This window comes from Lactiplantibacillus sp. YT640, assembly GCF_049745435.1.
GTDB classification, from domain to species: Bacteria; Bacillota; Bacilli; order Lactobacillales; family Lactobacillaceae; genus Lactiplantibacillus; species Lactiplantibacillus plantarum.
The window spans coordinates 94841-110619 of sequence record NZ_JBMNVY010000001.1 but is presented as its reverse complement, the minus strand read 5'-3'; the positions used below and the strand labels follow the sequence as shown (position 1 = coordinate 110619).

Annotated in this window: 18 protein-coding genes; 14 read left to right on the top strand and 4 right to left on the bottom strand. The window is 42.2% G+C overall.

Annotation, left to right across the window (positions count from 1 at the left end; translation table 11 throughout):
- The first annotated feature begins 81 nt into the window (after window positions 1-81).
- Entirely contained in the window at window positions 82-2058 is a 1977-nt protein-coding gene (locus ACOV1R_RS00530) for a hypothetical protein (RefSeq protein ID WP_054519138.1), read from the top strand.
- Window positions 2059-2112: 54 nt separating this feature from the next.
- On the top strand, window positions 2113-2598 hold the full coding sequence (locus ACOV1R_RS00525; protein WP_003642771.1) for a MarR family winged helix-turn-helix transcriptional regulator: 486 nt from the start codon (window positions 2113-2115) through the stop codon (window positions 2596-2598).
- A 48-nt stretch (window positions 2599-2646) separates the two neighbouring features.
- Here ACOV1R_RS00525 and ACOV1R_RS00520 read toward each other — a convergent pair whose 3' ends face one another.
- From ACOV1R_RS00520 to ACOV1R_RS00505, 4 genes are all read right to left on the bottom strand, one after another.
- On the bottom strand, window positions 2647-2919 hold the full coding sequence (locus ACOV1R_RS00520) for a hypothetical protein (protein ID WP_015380646.1): 273 nt from the start codon (window positions 2917-2919) through the stop codon (window positions 2647-2649).
- A 24-nt stretch (window positions 2920-2943) separates the two neighbouring features.
- Window positions 2944-3177: a hypothetical protein gene (locus ACOV1R_RS00515; protein ID WP_003642773.1), complete on the bottom strand. Its 234-nt coding sequence runs from the start codon at window positions 3175-3177 to the stop codon at window positions 2944-2946.
- A 488-nt stretch (window positions 3178-3665) separates the two neighbouring features.
- Complete coding sequence (locus ACOV1R_RS00510) at window positions 3666-4823, bottom strand: site-specific integrase (RefSeq protein WP_061468360.1); 1158 nt, start codon at window positions 4821-4823, stop codon at window positions 3666-3668.
- Between the two features lie 78 nt (window positions 4824-4901).
- Window positions 4902-5555, bottom strand: coding sequence for a helix-turn-helix domain-containing protein (locus ACOV1R_RS00505; RefSeq protein WP_015640735.1), 654 nt, complete (start codon window positions 5553-5555; stop codon window positions 4902-4904).
- Window positions 5556-5694: 139 nt separating this feature from the next.
- Here ACOV1R_RS00505 and ACOV1R_RS00500 point away from each other — a divergent pair, with 139 nt between their 5' ends.
- The 12 genes from ACOV1R_RS00500 to ACOV1R_RS00445 all read left to right on the top strand — a co-directional run bounded on the left by ACOV1R_RS00500 (window position 5695) and on the right by ACOV1R_RS00445 (window position 15628).
- The gene (locus ACOV1R_RS00500) at window positions 5695-5874 is read left to right on the top strand and encodes a helix-turn-helix domain-containing protein (protein WP_003643619.1); all 180 of its coding nucleotides are present in this window, start codon (window positions 5695-5697) and stop codon (window positions 5872-5874) included.
- A gap of 282 nt (window positions 5875-6156) precedes the next feature.
- On the top strand, window positions 6157-6375 hold the full coding sequence (locus tag ACOV1R_RS00495; RefSeq protein ID WP_061468359.1) for a hypothetical protein: 219 nt from the start codon (window positions 6157-6159) through the stop codon (window positions 6373-6375).
- Window positions 6372-7172, top strand: a complete 801-nt coding sequence (locus ACOV1R_RS00490) for a bifunctional DNA primase/polymerase (RefSeq protein ID WP_061468358.1) — start codon at window positions 6372-6374, stop codon at window positions 7170-7172. Before ACOV1R_RS00495 ends, ACOV1R_RS00490 begins: the two co-directional genes overlap by 4 nt.
- The gene (locus ACOV1R_RS00485; RefSeq protein ID WP_061468357.1) at window positions 7172-8566 is read left to right on the top strand and encodes a virulence-associated E family protein; all 1395 of its coding nucleotides are present in this window, start codon (window positions 7172-7174) and stop codon (window positions 8564-8566) included. The genes ACOV1R_RS00490 and ACOV1R_RS00485 overlap by 1 nt, the downstream gene beginning before the upstream one ends.
- 134 nt (window positions 8567-8700) lie before the next feature.
- A complete protein-coding gene (locus ACOV1R_RS00480) occupies window positions 8701-9120 on the top strand; it encodes a hypothetical protein (protein WP_003645297.1) in 420 nt (139 codons plus the stop codon).
- Between the two features lie 24 nt (window positions 9121-9144).
- Window positions 9145-9327 (top strand): sporulation protein Cse60, encoded by a 183-nt coding sequence (locus ACOV1R_RS00475; protein WP_024971524.1) that lies wholly within the window; start codon window positions 9145-9147, stop codon window positions 9325-9327.
- A gap of 9 nt (window positions 9328-9336) precedes the next feature.
- Window positions 9337-9675: a phage head closure protein gene (locus ACOV1R_RS00470; RefSeq protein WP_061468356.1), complete on the top strand. Its 339-nt coding sequence runs from the start codon at window positions 9337-9339 to the stop codon at window positions 9673-9675.
- Window positions 9668-10057: an HNH endonuclease signature motif containing protein gene (locus tag ACOV1R_RS00465; protein WP_061468355.1), complete on the top strand. Its 390-nt coding sequence runs from the start codon at window positions 9668-9670 to the stop codon at window positions 10055-10057. Before ACOV1R_RS00470 ends, ACOV1R_RS00465 begins: the two co-directional genes overlap by 8 nt.
- Before the next feature lie 613 nt (window positions 10058-10670).
- Window positions 10671-11144, top strand: a complete 474-nt coding sequence (locus ACOV1R_RS00460) for a phage terminase small subunit P27 family (protein WP_097558096.1) — start codon at window positions 10671-10673, stop codon at window positions 11142-11144.
- On the top strand, window positions 11141-12844 hold the full coding sequence (locus ACOV1R_RS00455) for a terminase large subunit (RefSeq protein ID WP_097558097.1): 1704 nt from the start codon (window positions 11141-11143) through the stop codon (window positions 12842-12844). Before ACOV1R_RS00460 ends, ACOV1R_RS00455 begins: the two co-directional genes overlap by 4 nt.
- Before the next feature lie 154 nt (window positions 12845-12998).
- The gene (locus ACOV1R_RS00450) at window positions 12999-14099 is read left to right on the top strand and encodes a phage portal protein (RefSeq protein WP_097558099.1); all 1101 of its coding nucleotides are present in this window, start codon (window positions 12999-13001) and stop codon (window positions 14097-14099) included.
- Complete coding sequence (locus ACOV1R_RS00445) at window positions 14096-15628, top strand: phage major capsid protein (RefSeq protein ID WP_128484979.1); 1533 nt, start codon at window positions 14096-14098, stop codon at window positions 15626-15628. Before ACOV1R_RS00450 ends, ACOV1R_RS00445 begins: the two co-directional genes overlap by 4 nt.
- Window positions 15629-15779: the final 151 nt, after the last annotated feature.

Genomic DNA, 15779 nt, shown 5'->3' with positions numbered 1-15779 from the left:
TATTTGCTGAACGGATAGAAAGGTCAGCGATGACCTTTCTACTCTTTGAGCAAACAATCAAGTTTATGGAGGAGTTGCATTATGAAGATGTTCAATAAAAAGCGCAGAGATAAGAATGAGGATTACCGTAATCATTCTGAGCGTGCAACGGCGACTTCAACCGTTGCTGCTCAAAAGCCAAAACCAAAGGCGACTCAAAGTAGTACGACCCCCAATGTGCGGTCATCTGCTGGTGTCCGGCCAACTAGTAGCAGCGTGACTGCTTCAACTAGTGCCCCAGTTAAGGGCCAAAACCGGGTCAACCAACGGCGTGCTACCCAAACAGCAGCCAAAAACAGTGTGGCCATTGAACGCGAAATGGCTGACTTAAACAAGCAATACCAAACTTTACGTGGGGAGCTTAAGGTCCAATTAGTTCAGGATCGTAAGCACGAAAAGCAACAGTATGAAACTTTAGTTGCCGAACAGTTAAACTTAGAACAACAGTTAAAGGACGCTAAGGTTACTCTGTCTAAACAGGACAAAGTCGTTAACACGAACGATAGCGAACGGCAGGGAATGGTCAAGACCATCAATGCTGTTCAAAAACGTTATGATGATGCTAAGAAAGCTCTTGCTAAGAGCGATCAAACCATCAAATCGTTGGAAAAGAAGATTACGCAGTCTGAACAATCATTAGCTGATTTGAAGCAAAATGAAGCTGATATGCGTAAAGCAATTCAGGGCGAACAGGATCTTAAGAAGTTATTCGTGTTGATGAAGCAACAGGAGAAGCAAGCACAGGATCTGTATCAAAAGAGTGACGCAATCAACAGTGAACTCGTGAAACTCCAGAAGCGTGAACAGACTGAAACCCGTGAACGTTCGCGGAAGGAACACGCGATTACGAGTGCGGAAAAAGACTTACATACCGCTCAAGATGCGTTAGTTGCTTATGATCGTAAGAAGAAGAGTGCTCAAGACGAACAAGAACGTTCACTCAACTTGATTAATCAGAAAATCAATCGATTACAACATGATTATGATCAAAATGCCACGATTGTTAAGGGGCTCCAACAAAAGATTGAAAGCATTGATGCCAAGTTAAAATCGGATTACGGGACGACTCACTTAGTATCGCCCGTCGAATTTGACCAGTCTGCAAAGTACTTCTTGTTCAGCACCGATCTGATTCAATCATTGTCTGGTGATGAAAAGGCTTCGATGGAAATGATCATGGGCTTATTGAAGAGTGAAGTTAAGGATAAAGCTAATGTTATTACGGTTAACTATAATGACAGCTTGCCAGAAATTTGGAACAGTTACCAATCAGCTGGCTTAGTTGATAAACGAACTGGCTTGTACAACATGTACTACACGATTCAGGCAAAGGTACCGGGTGCCGTTGCGAAGACTAAACCAGAATTACCTGATAATCCTGCATGGCAATATAAGCGCAATGCTGATAAGCAGATTGTGTCAATTGCCGATGACGGCGGTAACCCAATTATGACATTGAAGTACCGTAAGAATGGTGCCATTTGGTACATGACTTACTTCAATGGGTCATTAGCAACTCGTCGGGATGTGTACGATGCTGCCGGGTTCTTGTCAGTCACTCAGTACCTTGACCGGACGAATAACTCACAAGTGACACTAGAAAACTTCTATCGTCCAGACCACTCTTTAGCAATGGTCAAGCAATATGGTAGTAACCACGAATTATCAATTCAATTAGTGAACAAGGAAGAAGCCATCACGAATGTCTTCCATTCTGAAGCACAATTATTGAACTGGTGGTTGGCATCAGTCTTACAACAACAAAACAGTGTGTTGGTTATGGGAGTTAACGCCCCATTGTTCGACCAATGCTTACAAGCAACGAATGATAATTTCCATCTCTTACCAATCGTCTCTGCTGATGATTTGGATAATCAACACGTCCAAGATATTATCAACGGAAAGAGTAAGTTGTCGAGCTTAGTTGTAACGGATCGTGATGTTCAGACTGCGATTGAGAAACAAATGACACGTGATCTTGAAATCACCGTTATGCCAGCTGCAGAAGTCCGTGCGTAATCACGGGGTTGTTGATGATGCCTTGAACGTGACGCATGAATGGGGTTTTAAATAATGATGAAGACTAATACTAAGAAGGCCAAGTACGACGATGCGGAATTGTTCGAAAAAGTCTTAGTGGGCATGTCATGGCTTGAAAGCCATCTTCGCGAGATTATTCAAACGATGGTGACTGATGCGGACGTGTCGTTCGAACAGTTCTTGATTCTCTACTATCTTGACCATAGCACTGATCACCGGATTACGGTGAAAGAGCTAGCCGCTGACCGCCACGTCTCTTCTTCAGCGATTTCAAGGAAACTGACCTACTTGATCAACAATGACTTGATTGTGTTGAACATCGATCCTTATGATCGTCGGTACCGTTATCTAACGTTAACCGCCAAAGGTGAGAAGTTAGCACGGGTCATTGAAAAAGTTAACGAAGAACGCCTTGGCAAGTTCCTCGACGAATTTGGCCGGATTCGAACCTCTGAATTAACTGATGAGCTTCGGATGGTCAGCAAAGTTTTAGTGGATACCAAGGAAATTAAAGGCTAGTAAAAAAGAGTCATTCAACTTGTATAAGCTGAATGACTCTTTTTAGTGTTAAATATTGATCGCTAATGAGAACAAGATAAAACCACCAAGTAACATGGCAAGAATCACCACGACCACCCACAGCACTTGACGGACGTTGTGCCGCACGCGTCGCTCAACATGGCTCTTTGATTGGAGATGCTCATGTTGGGCATTAAATAGCGAAGCATTCGTGTCTTTGACCCAATCAGCACCATGCTGACCATAGTAGGGGTTGGTGTTATGATTGAGCGAGTGGGGAACCCGGCCATTTGATTTGGTTAACGGTTGATAGCGCCGCATCGTAATCCTCTTTTCAACGGTTGTTTAGTTTTTCTGGGCCTTATAAGGAACGGCATAGTTCTTAGGGGCGTCGCTAGCTTTTGCATACTTCCAGTGCCCAGACATCTTCTTTTCGAGTGGGGCATCATCTTTGATGCAAGTAAAGCGAGAGCCAACTTCATTTTCGATAATGAAGATCCGGTTAAACTCGTGCCGCGTCTGAACAATGTGACAATCATTGTGATCGATACCAAAAACATCTTTGTATACCAACAACATTATCTCCTTTGGATTGAATTTAAAATAGTGACAATTTTACAAGGCTTCACAGACAGTCTACACTATCTATTATAAACCCCTAATCAAGTCCGTAAACCGTTTTGAGTGAAAAAAGATAAAATTGCACTGGCAAGGGTGTGACAATTCATAAAAAGCCACGCAGGTAAATTTGATCTTACCTGCGTGGCTTTATCCGTACTTCTGATTGGGTATACTGGGAACGACCCCCATATCACCAAAAATGCTTGTATACCAGCTATTATGAGGCGTTCAGGCCATTAAGAAATTGAGTTGGCTGTCCTTTTGGCTGACTACCATTAAATTAACCCTGTTTCCTCCTGTACTGGAAATGTTTGTTTTAACGTGGAACACGTGGAACACGTGGACAATCGTTGATATATCAACACTTTGAAGACCACCTAACGTGGAACATTACCTGGAACACGTGGCACACTTGGCAAAATGCGTCAAATTCAGCAGTCTAAATATTAAAAATTAAGGTAATTAGCCAGTTTTTCAGTGGCTTCGTTTTTTTGCTTGGCAGTAACTGCGGTGTAAATATCTAAAGTCGTGCGATAGCTTGAATGTCCTAACTGGTCTTGTACTGACTTGATGGAAGCATGGGCTTCAAATGCAAGCGTCGCATAAGTGTGGCGGAATGCGTGAACCGTAACATGCTTCAAGTCATATTTAGTTAGAGTATGCTCAAGCCATTTACGTGGCTTAGATGGTTGAAACATCTCGTTATTTTCATTAGCAAACACATAGTGGTTACCTTGATTGATGTTAAAGCCGAAACGTAGTAGCCATTCTTTTTGGTCAACTTGCCAGTGTTGCAATATTTTGATCGTAGTGGGATCTAAATACACTGTCCGATTGCTACGCACTGTCTTAGGCGCTTGTACTAGCAGACGGGCACCATCACCACGGGATTGTGTTTTATTAACCCGTATAGTGTGGTTGCTAAAATCAATGTCAGACCATTCTAAGCAAAGCATTTCAGATTTTCTCATACCAGTAAAGGCCGCTAAACGAAAGAATACACTGGCTTGCGGTGTATTGTCATCATCATTCAGGCACTCAAAGAAGTGTTGTAATTCAGCCTTATCAAAGTAATTTTCTAAATTTTTGCGTGAACGATCATTTTTATTTACTGGCACAATAACGCGCTTGGCTGGATTCTCACTGATCAAGTCAATGTTGATGGCATAGTCAAGCACCTTGGCAACGTAATTCATTAGAGTATGATACTTTACTAAGCCAGCATTAAACCACTGATTTATGGCTTTTTGACAATCCTTAATGGATATTTTAGCAATCCGGTAATCACTAAATATTGGTAAAATATGAAGCCGGAACAGCCGTTGAGTCGTTACCCAAGTGCTTTCCTTAACTGTTTGTTTATATTGTGTGAACCACAGCTGGTAAATATCTTTAAAAATTGTATTATCGTTTTTAGTTGGTAGCCCATGATTGTAAATATCAAGTTCAAGTCTTGATAATACAATCTGGGCTTCTTTTTTTGTCTTGAATCCACGGCGTCGGGTATTTTTCTTTTTTCCCGTTAGTGGATCAACGCCTAAATAAACTTGAAACTGATAACGGGTATTCCCGTCCTTGTCCTGATATTTCTTGATTGTTGCCATTTATAATTTCCTCCATAACGTACCGTGCGGGGGCAGTGTTATGTAGAGAAAAATCATATTAATACTCAAACATAGTTATTAATGATCTTCCAATAAAACATGATTATCTTTTTCGTGCAATGTAAAGCTATATACGCTTCCTTGATTGGGGACGTTAAATACAATAGAGACTTTTTGGGGAAGAGCTATTTTTTTATTCCAATAATTTTCTAAATATATCCCAGTAGCTTGTTTACTAATGGAAGCTCGATTTCTTTCGTTGAGTGACACTAGCCATTTTGTGGTTTTCTCTTCCGACTCGGTTGGTGTATTTAAAAAACCACTACCAACTGGCAAACCAACAAAAAAGATTGCTTCATTATCAGTATATGAAATTAATTTTACATGAAAAATGTTTTCTTCGGCATCAGCATTATACATAGAATTTTCGACAATTGATTTGTGTATGACTGTTTCTTTTACCCCTATAGCGTATATTGCGTCGTTTTTGCTTTTTTGGGCGGGCACTTGAACTATATAATCATCAGGTAAAACCTTAATTATATCATTCGGTGTACAGGTTAAAAAGCGACATATTTTATCAAGGGTATCGAATTGGATACCTGTTGACACGTTTCTGCCTAATACTGATAGTGTGTTCATTGAAATACCAGTAGCCTTTGAAATGTCTGTCAGAGTAAAACCTTTCGATTTTGCCAGCTTTTTCAAATCTATTTTAATCAAAACAATCACTTCCTTATATTTAAAATATACAACAACTCGTACTTGACTGCAAAGAATAAAAAAAATAACCGCAGATAGTCATTTTTTTATTGAACCATGCAGTAATTTATGTTACTGTTTAAATGTAATCGAGAGGGGGTGAATTTATATGAACAGCACAGAAAAAAGTTGGCTTACATACCAGCAAGTGATGGAAGAACTTCATATTGGTAGTGTGAATACAGTCTACAAGATGATTAATGACGGTTTAAAGGTAACTAGCATTGGTAGACTAAAACGTATTGAACGCAAAGAGCTAGATAAATATTTAGCCTCAAAAACAATTTAATTGCACCATGCGGGGGCAGAATAATTTTAAGGAGGTGATTTCATGATAGCAACAGCAATCTTATGGGCAATCAAATTTATAATTGTGTCGTTTGTCGGCAACGTGGTGGTTAAGTTAATCAAGAACCCACGTCGGTATTTTGGAATGTGAGGTCAGTCGCATGGGAGAGCATACAAAAAAGACCTACTTTACTTTGGACGGTAGTAGGTCAGAAAGAAATAATCAAAAATATGCTTTCCCTTATTTTAACACGTTAGCACGGTTATATGAAGGGAATTTGTAATGAAGAAAACTAAAGATTTAGATGAACTAGTGTTTGAGGCTGGATCACTCGTAACTTCAATAGATGCTTTAGATGATTTTGTCTATGACTACTTCGTTAATAAAAATATTGATCATTCCGAAAAATTGAGTGGACTAATCACTGTCATAAAGCAATATGCAGAAAATCACTATACAGATATTGATGATCTTAATACGTTTGGCGGTGATGAACAATGAAAGAGTTCGCAACGCTTGATAAAGCAATTGAGCTGGCCCAGCAAGGCTATGCGGTTTACCCACTAATTGAAAACACGAAGAAACCACCTAAAGGGGTGGCCGGCTATAAAGACGCAACTATTGATCAGGGTACCATCTTCACATGGTTTGAAAGTCACCCGACTTATAACTTAGGCTTACGACTGGATTCATCGGATTTATTAGTTGTTGACATTGATATGCACGATCCAACTAAAAACGGCCGGACTAGCTTGGCACAACTATTTAAGCAAGGACAGACGTTGCCGAATGATACCTACATTGAACGGACGGCTAACGGCGGAGTGCATTACTTTTTGAAATATGCGGGTGCTAAGGTGCGCAAAATTGACGTTTGGCCTGGAATTGACTTGTTAAGTGACTTCACGGTGATTTCGCCAAGTGAGATTAACGGCAAACAATATAAACCTTTAGACGGTCGAACACTGGCTGATATTAAGCCAGCTCCTCAATGGTTAGTCGATAAGTTGGCGGGCCAAAAAGTGAACTGGACGTCAGAACACGCCTGTACCACACACCAAAAGAAGTATACCGGTCGCTTGTTAGATGAAATGGTAACCGGGACAACCCAGGGCAATCGCAACGCTTGGTTAACTAAAATTGCTGGTCGAATGTTTGGTGTCGGTGCCGCTCCCAGGACAGTTTATAACATGCTGTCGGTGATTAATGATTCGTTCGTTGATCCGGCGCTACCAAGCAAGGAAGTTAATGTGATTTTTCAATCCATTTTAAAACGAGAGAGTAAGGGGGTTCATTAATGGGCAAAGCAATGGATTTACCAGCAGAGACCCGAGAAGCGGCCAACAATGTTATCAAAATGCAACGTGACGCTGATTGGCAGAACGATTTCAAAAAGAATTCGGACGATGGAATTAAAACACAGTCTCTTTACAATATCCGCTTAATTATGGAACATGACGAAATGTTAAAAGGACTAGTCGTTTTTGATGAGTTCTCGGAGCAAATCGTTAAGAATCCACAAACTGATAACTCTTTATTCAAAAAGGGCTTCTGGAATGACAGTGATGACACATTGTTAAGAAGCTATCTCGAGGATCATTACAACTTGTTATTCAGCAAGGAAAACATTACCGACGCGGTAGTTACAGAGGCACGCCGCAAGACAGTCAATCCAGTTAAGGATCGTATTGAGACAGTAGAATGGGACGGCCAACCACGTGCTGAACGTTATTTCATTGACTACTTAGGTGCCGAAGATAATCACTACACCCGCACCATCACTAAGAAATGGCTAACTGGTCTTGTTGCTCGGGCCTATGAACCCGGCGTTAAGTTTGAAATTGTTCCTATCTTAGAGGGAAGCCAAGGGCTTGGCAAGAGTACGGCTGGTAAAAATCTATACCCGGATAAATTCAATGATTCGTTGAAAGGAATGGGTAAGCAGAAAGACGATTATCAACAGTTGCAAGGTAGTTGGATTATTGAAGTTGCCGAGCTTTCCGCCATGAAGAAGACGGATATTGAGGGAATCAAAAATTTCATTAGTGCACAATCCGACACATACCGGAATAGTTATGGCCGCTATGCGTTACCGCACCCACGTAAATGCGTATTTATTGGCACAACTAACCAAACCGACTATTTAAAGGACGCGACCGGTGAACGGCGATTCTATCCAATTAAATGTGGGGTCAACAAGGCCAAATTAGATGTATGGCACCCGGACGAGAATTACATGCTTCAAGTATTGGCGGAGGCCGCGTACTGGTTTAGGAATGGTGAACTGCTATATCTGGATCAGGCCACTATGAAAGAGGCTAAGGCGTATCAGATGGCTGCGGAAGCTGTCGACCCTATGCGAGATGCCATCGAAGAGTTTTTAGCAATGGAAGTTCCCGCAGATTGGGAAAACATGAGTACCGGCTTAAAACAAAGCTATGTCAGTGACTACGGCCATCAATCTAAATGGCTAAAAGATCAAGTTAGTAATGAACGGAAACTACTCAACCAAACAACAACTCTGGAAATCATGGAAGTTGTCTTCCATAAAACAGTCGATCGTTTTTTAACCGGGCGAACAAACTCGGAAGCTAAGCGAATCAAGCTATTAATGGACAATATGGACGGCTGGGAAGCTAAAAGAATTAGAATTAATGGCAAGCAACCGCACGGATATGTCCGCGTACAATGATCGAAAACACCAAGTGTGCCACGTGTTCCGGGTAATGTTCCACGTTAGGTGGTCTTCAAAGTGTTGATATATCAACGATTGTCCACGTGTTCCACGTTAAAACAAACATTTCCAGTACAGGAGGAAAAGGAAAAATGAAAGTAATTTATCCAAGTTTAGTTGAGCAAGCTTTTGACATTTACGTTAAACAATATGGACCAGTTGTCTCAAATAGAGTTAATGAATTAAAATCGTGTATTTACAGAGCCTTGATTAAAGAAGGTGCTTTAGATCAAAATGGTGAGCCAACTCAAAAAGCAAAAGATAAAGGATTGGTTGGGAGCTTTACCCCAAATGAAGATGGAGAATATGAGCCAGAAACTGTAAGAGACTTAAAACTCATGTACCCAATTTATGCACAATTTAGTGACGATCACTTTATGAAATCAAGTCAAGGTTGGTTAGCTGACGCCTACGTTATCCGAAACGTTTCAAGCCAAGTTTTGAATAATCCTTTAAGCGATGAAGAACAACGCAAAAATGCGTACAAGATGTTGGAACAATTAGATGATTAACATGATAGAAAGGATCTAACTATAATGATTAAAACAAAAACGATTATGCAAATGTCTGTACAAGATTTAGACCGAGCAATTAACAGAGAATTAGCCAACCGGATTGATAGTGACAATGTCATTGACATTAAGTTTTCAAGTAACGCGTTTGGGGCAGACCTAGATTCTTCTTCTGCAGAATATTGCGCCATGATTATTTACAAGTGAGGTTAACTAATGAAGAACTATAATCTAAATCGCCTAAACAAGCGGGTACAGTTTGGCACCGTTAAGTCAGTTGAAAATTTAATAAACGGCACAACCAAGCAACAATTCGTGCCACTGTTCACTGTCTGGTGTGGTGAGTATACGTTGACCATCAGTAACACTATTAGCCTTACTGGTACGACTGCGACAACTAACCAGCTAATTGTGGTGCGCCATGACGATCGGATTACAACGACCTTGGAAGCAATACTAGATGGGGTTACGTATCGCGTTGCTGGCGTTAGTTCTGATAGTGAACTGAATGCTTATGACGTGGTCACACTAACCAAGGTCAACGGCCATGGCTAAGCCAATGAAGCAATGCGAGCACCCGGGTTGTCGGACGTTGGTTGCCTATGACACACGCTACTGTGAGAAGCACCACAAGGCGACTAACAAGTGGCGGTATCATAAACGCATGTATGATTCTGACGAAAGCAAGTATCAACAGTTCTACAAGTCGTCAGCATGGCGCAAGTTGTCACGGCGGTTCCTTGAAAGCAATCCGGTATGCGTGCAATGTTACCAAGATGGGGTGATCCGTAAAGCCGATGTGGTCGATCACGTTATCGAAATCAAAGACGACTGGTCACGTCGCTTAGATGAAAGTAACCTACAACCACTGTGTTACCGACATCATAACCGGAAGACTAGACTGGCTAGAGAACAACGGGAACAACAAACTAAATAATCAATGAGTGTCGTGCTGAAAGGTGCGGCGCTTTTTAGTTGAGCGGAGTTTTCCGCTAAGTGAATCAGACTGGCTAAGTTTAACTTAGGTAGTAGATCTGCGCAATACTGCGCTGAACTTTCAGCCGAGCTACTAAGCGGAGTTTTCGACCGAGTTAACCAACCCGCATTTTGCGTCTACGTTGCCAAAAGTGGCAATTGACTGCGCCAAGTTTTCGGCCGAGTGAACAATTCAAGTTGGCGGCTGAATTTTCGGCCACGAGACTAATTCGAAACGGCATGACAGCCCAGAAACGTTGATATGGGGGGCTATGGTCGATCAAAAAGGAGCGTGCAGCATACTTTTGTTTTTATAAAAGTCCCTTTTGAACTTTGATTTTTTGCTGATTTTGCTGGATTGTGAAATATCCCTACTAATAATGCGAAATTTAAACAAATAGCTAGTCAGGGGGTAACGTGTAAATATATACATGTTATTAATTGCACTTTTTAGAAATATGTGCGATAATATAGGTATAATAAACGGATTCTGGATATATGTATCAATCAGCCGCTATGAGTATAACTCGTGGGGGCTTTTTGGTACGTAAATTTAAGCGAAAGGAGTGCTCCAAATGAGCCAAAAAGTAAAAGCCTTAGCTAGTATGAAGAAACATTTAACCAATGATGAGCGTGATCAACGCAAGGACGCTGAAAAAGCGTTATTTGATTATCCGGTGCTTGATTTAACCCCGCCAGATTGGTTACATGATCGTGCCTTGACTGAATGGCAACGGGTAGCGCCTTATTTAAAGGCCAATACTCCAATTAGTGAACTTGATCGGGCTATGTTAGCCAGTTATTGCCGCGCTTATGCAACGGTACAGACTTGCGAGAATGATATTCGTAAGAACGGACTGGTACAAACTAATCAAGAGACTGGTGTACGTAAGCCGAACCCTTACGTGGCCTTGCAGTCACAAGCGATGAAAGATTTAAAAGCCTTAGCCAATGATTTAGGCATGTCGTTATCTAGCCGGGCACGCATGGAATTAAACAAACAAAAAGATGAAACACCCGAAGATTCTTTTGAGGCGATGTTGTCATGATTGAATATGTTGACCAAGTGTTATCGGGTCAAGTATTGGCTGGTCAAAAAATCAAATGGGCGTGTGAGCGATTTAAGCGCGATCTAAGCCGTTCTAAGGACGACAGCTTCCCGTTCTACTACGACGAAGACAAAGCGGCACAGGCGGTTAAATTTATCGAATTAATGCCTAAGACTGACGGTAGCCAACTCACCATGCAACCATTTCAAAAATGGATTATTAGTGAACTGTATGGCTGGCGTGAAAAAACTACTGGTAACCGCCGTTATGATCGTGCGTTTATTAGTATGGCTAGAAAAAATGGTAAAACCTATCTAGCTTCTGGCATGGCCGCCAATGGTCTTTTAAGAGAACGTCAGCCCGCCCGCAACCGACAAGTATTATTCGTCAGCAACGCCCTTAAACAAGCTAAATTGGGCTACGACATGCTTTCAAGTGGGCTACGGCAAGTCCGCAAGCAATCGAAGTATATGCGGCAACGGATTAAGGTACAAAAGCAAGCCATTACTGACTTAGAAACTGATTCGCAAGCCTTGGCCCTTGCCAGTGATACCAGTACGCTTGATGGTTATGCCGGGACGACCGTTATTTTAGATGAATGGCACGAAGCTAAAGACCGCAAAGTGTACAACGTTTTAAAGTCTGGTCAAGCACAAGAAGATAACTCCCTGCTGGCGGTGATTTCCACCTCGGGCCTTAACCTTAACGTTCCAATGCACGCCGAATATGACATGCTGACGGACGTTTTAAAGGGGAAAACCGAAGCTGACCGTTATTTTGTGGCAATATGGGAACTTGACGACCGCGAAGAAGTTTACGATCAAACCAATTGGATTAAGGCCAACCCGTTATTCAGTGAACCACACGTTAAACAACGCATGACGGAAAAGATTCAGGCCGACGTTGACCTTGCCATTAAACAAAATAATCTCATTCCAATACTGGTTAAGAACTTCAACATGTGGTTGCAAGCCAGCGAGGACAGTTATATTTCAGCAGACGATTGGGCCGCTGGTAAATTGGCAAAGGTGCCCGACTTACATAATCGTGACGCCTATATTGGCATTGATTTATCAAAAAGTAATGACTTAACCGCGGTTAGTTGGCTTGTTCCAATTGGTAACGGTCAGTTTTATTGTGACAGTCATTCGTTTGTGGGTACTAAATACGGACTTGATTCTAAGATTAAACGTGATGGGATTGATTACCGGTCAATGGAGCGGGCGGGTGAGTGTAGTATTACCCGATTAGATAGTGGCATTATTGATTATGACAATCTATTTGATTTTGTACAAAAACTGGTCGGGAAATACAACTGGAAAGTGAAAGCAATCGCTTATGACCCGTATAACGCGCAAACGTTAATTACAAAATTCGAGAAATTAAGCTACCCACTGTTTGAAGTGCGACAAGGCACCAAGACTTTGAATATTCCAACTCGTAATTTCCGTGATCAGCTTTACGATGACAAGATTAAACATAACGGCAATAAGATTCTCGCTTATGCGGTCAATAACGCCATCTTGAAAGTGCTAAACAATGGTTGGCAACTGGATAAAGCCCGCAATAGTAACCGGATTGACCCGATTGCGGCGTTGATTAACGCGTTTGTAGCTGGTATGGACTATTACCAAGAAAGTGAGGATCAACAGCATGCGGAAGATTACTACAAAACAGCGACTGCGGCAGATCTGTTCTGATTATGTACAAACGATCTTGTTGGTGCTTGGCTTAATATGCTTAGTGATTGGCTTTGGTTGCTGGATCAGCTGGCAAGCGGGATTGATATTGGCTGGTATAGCCATGATTCTGCTGGCCTTGCTAATTAATTATGAAAAGCAAAGAGGTGATTAAATGAGTTTTTTCGTTAAAAGCAATACCACCAGCGGCACGCATGATCCGGTGGCCGACGCCTTGGTTAGTTTATCAAGCAACGACCCGTATACGTTTGTGAGTGCGGCGGTGTTGCGTAATAGTGACATTTACGCGGCGATTAATATTATTGCGAGCGATATTGCCAGCAATCCAATTATGTGTGATACGGCAATCTTTAACACGATGATTAATCAGAACCCCAATAGTCAGATGGACGGGTACCATTTCAAATATGCGTTGGCGGCTAACCTGTTACTCAATGGCAATAGTTTTGCCGAGATTTTACCTAATCATACATTGAAATTGATTTCCAACAACCAATTGACAGTTGAACAAGATGACGTCAGTGGGGCGTTGACCTACACCTATACCCCGACTGGCGGTAACAGTCGTCAGATCGCGCCTAACAACATTTTACATTTTAAATATTTCACCAAAGACGGTGTATCGGGAATTAGTCCACTGTACGCCCTTAAAGATGAGCGTCAGATTCAGTCGGCCGGCAATAAATTGCTAACCGGCTTTTTTACTGCTGGCGTACATGGCACTACAATTATTAAAGTTCATCAATCTGATTTAGGGCCGGAAGCTAAGGATAATATTCGTAAACAGTTTGATGAAGCCAATACGGGTGACAATGCGGTCAACACAATTGTGACTGACGATACGATGGATATTAGCAACTTATCCTTAAATACCGATGTATTAAAGCTGGTCAATTCTAATGACTGGACGACCCGACAAATTGCTAAAGCCTTTGGCTTACCACCGGAGCGCTTAGGGGTTGAGAACGATCATTCTAACCAAGAGCAAAGTGGTGTGCAGTATCTACAAGGGACGTTGCAACATTACTTTGATAGTTTTACCAGCGAGCTATCGTTCAAGTTTGGTCATGACTTTACGTTTAACACGGACAAGTTATTGAGCCTTGACCCACAAACTCAGCAAGCCCAAGCGGTGGCTGGTTTCACTGGCGGCGTTATGAGCCGTAACGAAGCTCGGGCCAAGATTGGCTTGCCACCAACTGACGATGGCAATATTTTCTTAAACTTACAAAAGAATGGAGTGACTAATTCATGAAACAAGACCGACGGTTAACGATTGACGCCGAATTGCGAGCACAAACGCCGCAGTCAGAAACACCCGAAGACGGGCCAGCTGAAAATTCAGCAGACCCGCAACCTAAAGGTTCCCAAACAAGCAAGGGTAAAACAATTAGTGGTTATGCAATTGTATGGAACTCACCAAGTAAAGACTTAGGTGGCTTCACTGAGGTTGTTACCCCTAAGGCCCTTGATGGTGTCGATTTATCAAACGTTCTTATGCTTAATAACCACGACTATACCCAAGTGTTAGCCAGTGCCAAGGCGGGCACATTAACGCTAGAAACGGACGACAAGGGGCTACATTTCACCGCACAGTTGCCGAATACGTCGTTTGCTAATGATGTATACGAAGAAGTTCAAAGTGGGAACGTTGATTCCTGCTCATTTGGCTTTGATAGTGACGACGACACCGACGAATGGACTAAAGATGATGGCGGTAATATCACGCGCACCATTAATCAAGTTAAGAGTTTGTTCGACGTGTCGGTGGTAGCTGTTCCCGCTTATGACGATACCAATGTGCAAGTTGATACCCGTAGCTATGAAAAATTTATTAACCAAGAAAAGGAGCCTGACAATATGGCAAAACAAACAATTATTGATCCTAACAGCAATGAAAACAAAACCGGTATTCCCGCCTTTGAACAATATGTGCGGACACACGGGGAAACGCGGGACGGTTTAAAGACTGACGGTGCCAGTGCGGTTATTCCTAAGAAACTGATTACCCCCATTTTCCAATTAAAGCAATCCAATTACAACCTCGCCCAATATGCAACAGTTAAACAGGTTTCTAGTGGTTCCGGGACTTATCCAATTGCCACTAGTCAACAATCTGCGGTACTGGCCACCAAGGACGAACTAGCGGACATTGCCGATGTTGACGCGAACATGTTTACGGAAGTGCCGTTTGATGCGAAGACCCGGGCGGGTAAGATTGCCTTATCTAACGAAGTAGTAGAAGACGCCGAAGTAGATATTGTCAGCGAAGTTAAAACACAATTACAACAATTGGTTGATAACACGGACAATACGCAAATTATGGGCCTGTTAACGGGAACCAGTTTCGCAAAAGCAACGGCTACCAATATTGATGATCTTAAAAAGATTTTCAATGTGACGTTAGATCCCGCTTTGAGCAAAATGTGGTTAGTGAACCAGTCCGGTTTCAACTACCTTGATACCTTGAAAGATTCCGAGGGACGTTACCTATTACAACCAAACCCAACGGCACCAAGTGGCTTCACCTTGTTAGGGGCGCCAGTCGTCATGATTAGTGACAAGTTAATGGCCAACAACGCTGACGGGACGTTCCCAATGATTGTGGGGGACTTATCACAAGCCGTGGCTGTTTTCCGGCGTAACCAAGTAACCGCCCAATGGGACAAGTTCGACCAGTTCAGCCAAGGATTATCAGTGATCGTGCGGAACGATTATGAAGTGATTGATAAGTCTGCTGTAATCAACGTGGCGTTAGGAACTGCAACTGCGGCGAGTAAGTAAACCGGTGGTCAACTCAACAAAGACAACAGCCAATTCGGCGACGATTAACGCAAAGTAAAAAAACGGTCGCCACTCCCTATACAAGGGGGAGCCACCGTGGTACGTACCCACTTTTGGGCACGGTTATACAAGGGGGTAACGATTTGGTACC

Coding starts and splice junctions, on each gene's coding strand:
- ACOV1R_RS00525 (WP_003642771.1), top strand. CDS start 2,113: ATGATGAAGACTAATACTAAGAAGGCCAAGTACGACGATGCGGAATTG.
- ACOV1R_RS00520 (WP_015380646.1), bottom strand. CDS start 2,919: ATGCGGCGCTATCAACCGTTAACCAAATCAAATGGCCGGGTTCCCCAC.
- ACOV1R_RS00515 (WP_003642773.1), bottom strand. CDS start 3,177: ATGTTGTTGGTATACAAAGATGTTTTTGGTATCGATCACAATGATTGT.
- ACOV1R_RS00485 (WP_061468357.1), top strand. CDS start 7,172: ATGGGCAAAGCAATGGATTTACCAGCAGAGACCCGAGAAGCGGCCAAC.
- ACOV1R_RS00495 (WP_061468359.1), top strand. CDS start 6,157: ATGAAGAAAACTAAAGATTTAGATGAACTAGTGTTTGAGGCTGGATCA.
- ACOV1R_RS00445 (WP_128484979.1), top strand. CDS start 14,096: ATGAAACAAGACCGACGGTTAACGATTGACGCCGAATTGCGAGCACAA.
- ACOV1R_RS00530 (WP_054519138.1), top strand. CDS start 82: ATGAAGATGTTCAATAAAAAGCGCAGAGATAAGAATGAGGATTACCGT.
- ACOV1R_RS00470 (WP_061468356.1), top strand. CDS start 9,337: ATGAAGAACTATAATCTAAATCGCCTAAACAAGCGGGTACAGTTTGGC.
- ACOV1R_RS00460 (WP_097558096.1), top strand. CDS start 10,671: ATGAGCCAAAAAGTAAAAGCCTTAGCTAGTATGAAGAAACATTTAACC.
- ACOV1R_RS00465 (WP_061468355.1), top strand. CDS start 9,668: ATGGCTAAGCCAATGAAGCAATGCGAGCACCCGGGTTGTCGGACGTTG.
- ACOV1R_RS00475 (WP_024971524.1), top strand. CDS start 9,145: ATGATTAAAACAAAAACGATTATGCAAATGTCTGTACAAGATTTAGAC.
- ACOV1R_RS00480 (WP_003645297.1), top strand. CDS start 8,701: ATGAAAGTAATTTATCCAAGTTTAGTTGAGCAAGCTTTTGACATTTAC.
- ACOV1R_RS00500 (WP_003643619.1), top strand. CDS start 5,695: ATGAACAGCACAGAAAAAAGTTGGCTTACATACCAGCAAGTGATGGAA.
- ACOV1R_RS00510 (WP_061468360.1), bottom strand. CDS start 4,823: ATGGCAACAATCAAGAAATATCAGGACAAGGACGGGAATACCCGTTAT.
- ACOV1R_RS00455 (WP_097558097.1), top strand. CDS start 11,141: ATGATTGAATATGTTGACCAAGTGTTATCGGGTCAAGTATTGGCTGGT.
- ACOV1R_RS00450 (WP_097558099.1), top strand. CDS start 12,999: ATGAGTTTTTTCGTTAAAAGCAATACCACCAGCGGCACGCATGATCCG.
- ACOV1R_RS00490 (WP_061468358.1), top strand. CDS start 6,372: ATGAAAGAGTTCGCAACGCTTGATAAAGCAATTGAGCTGGCCCAGCAA.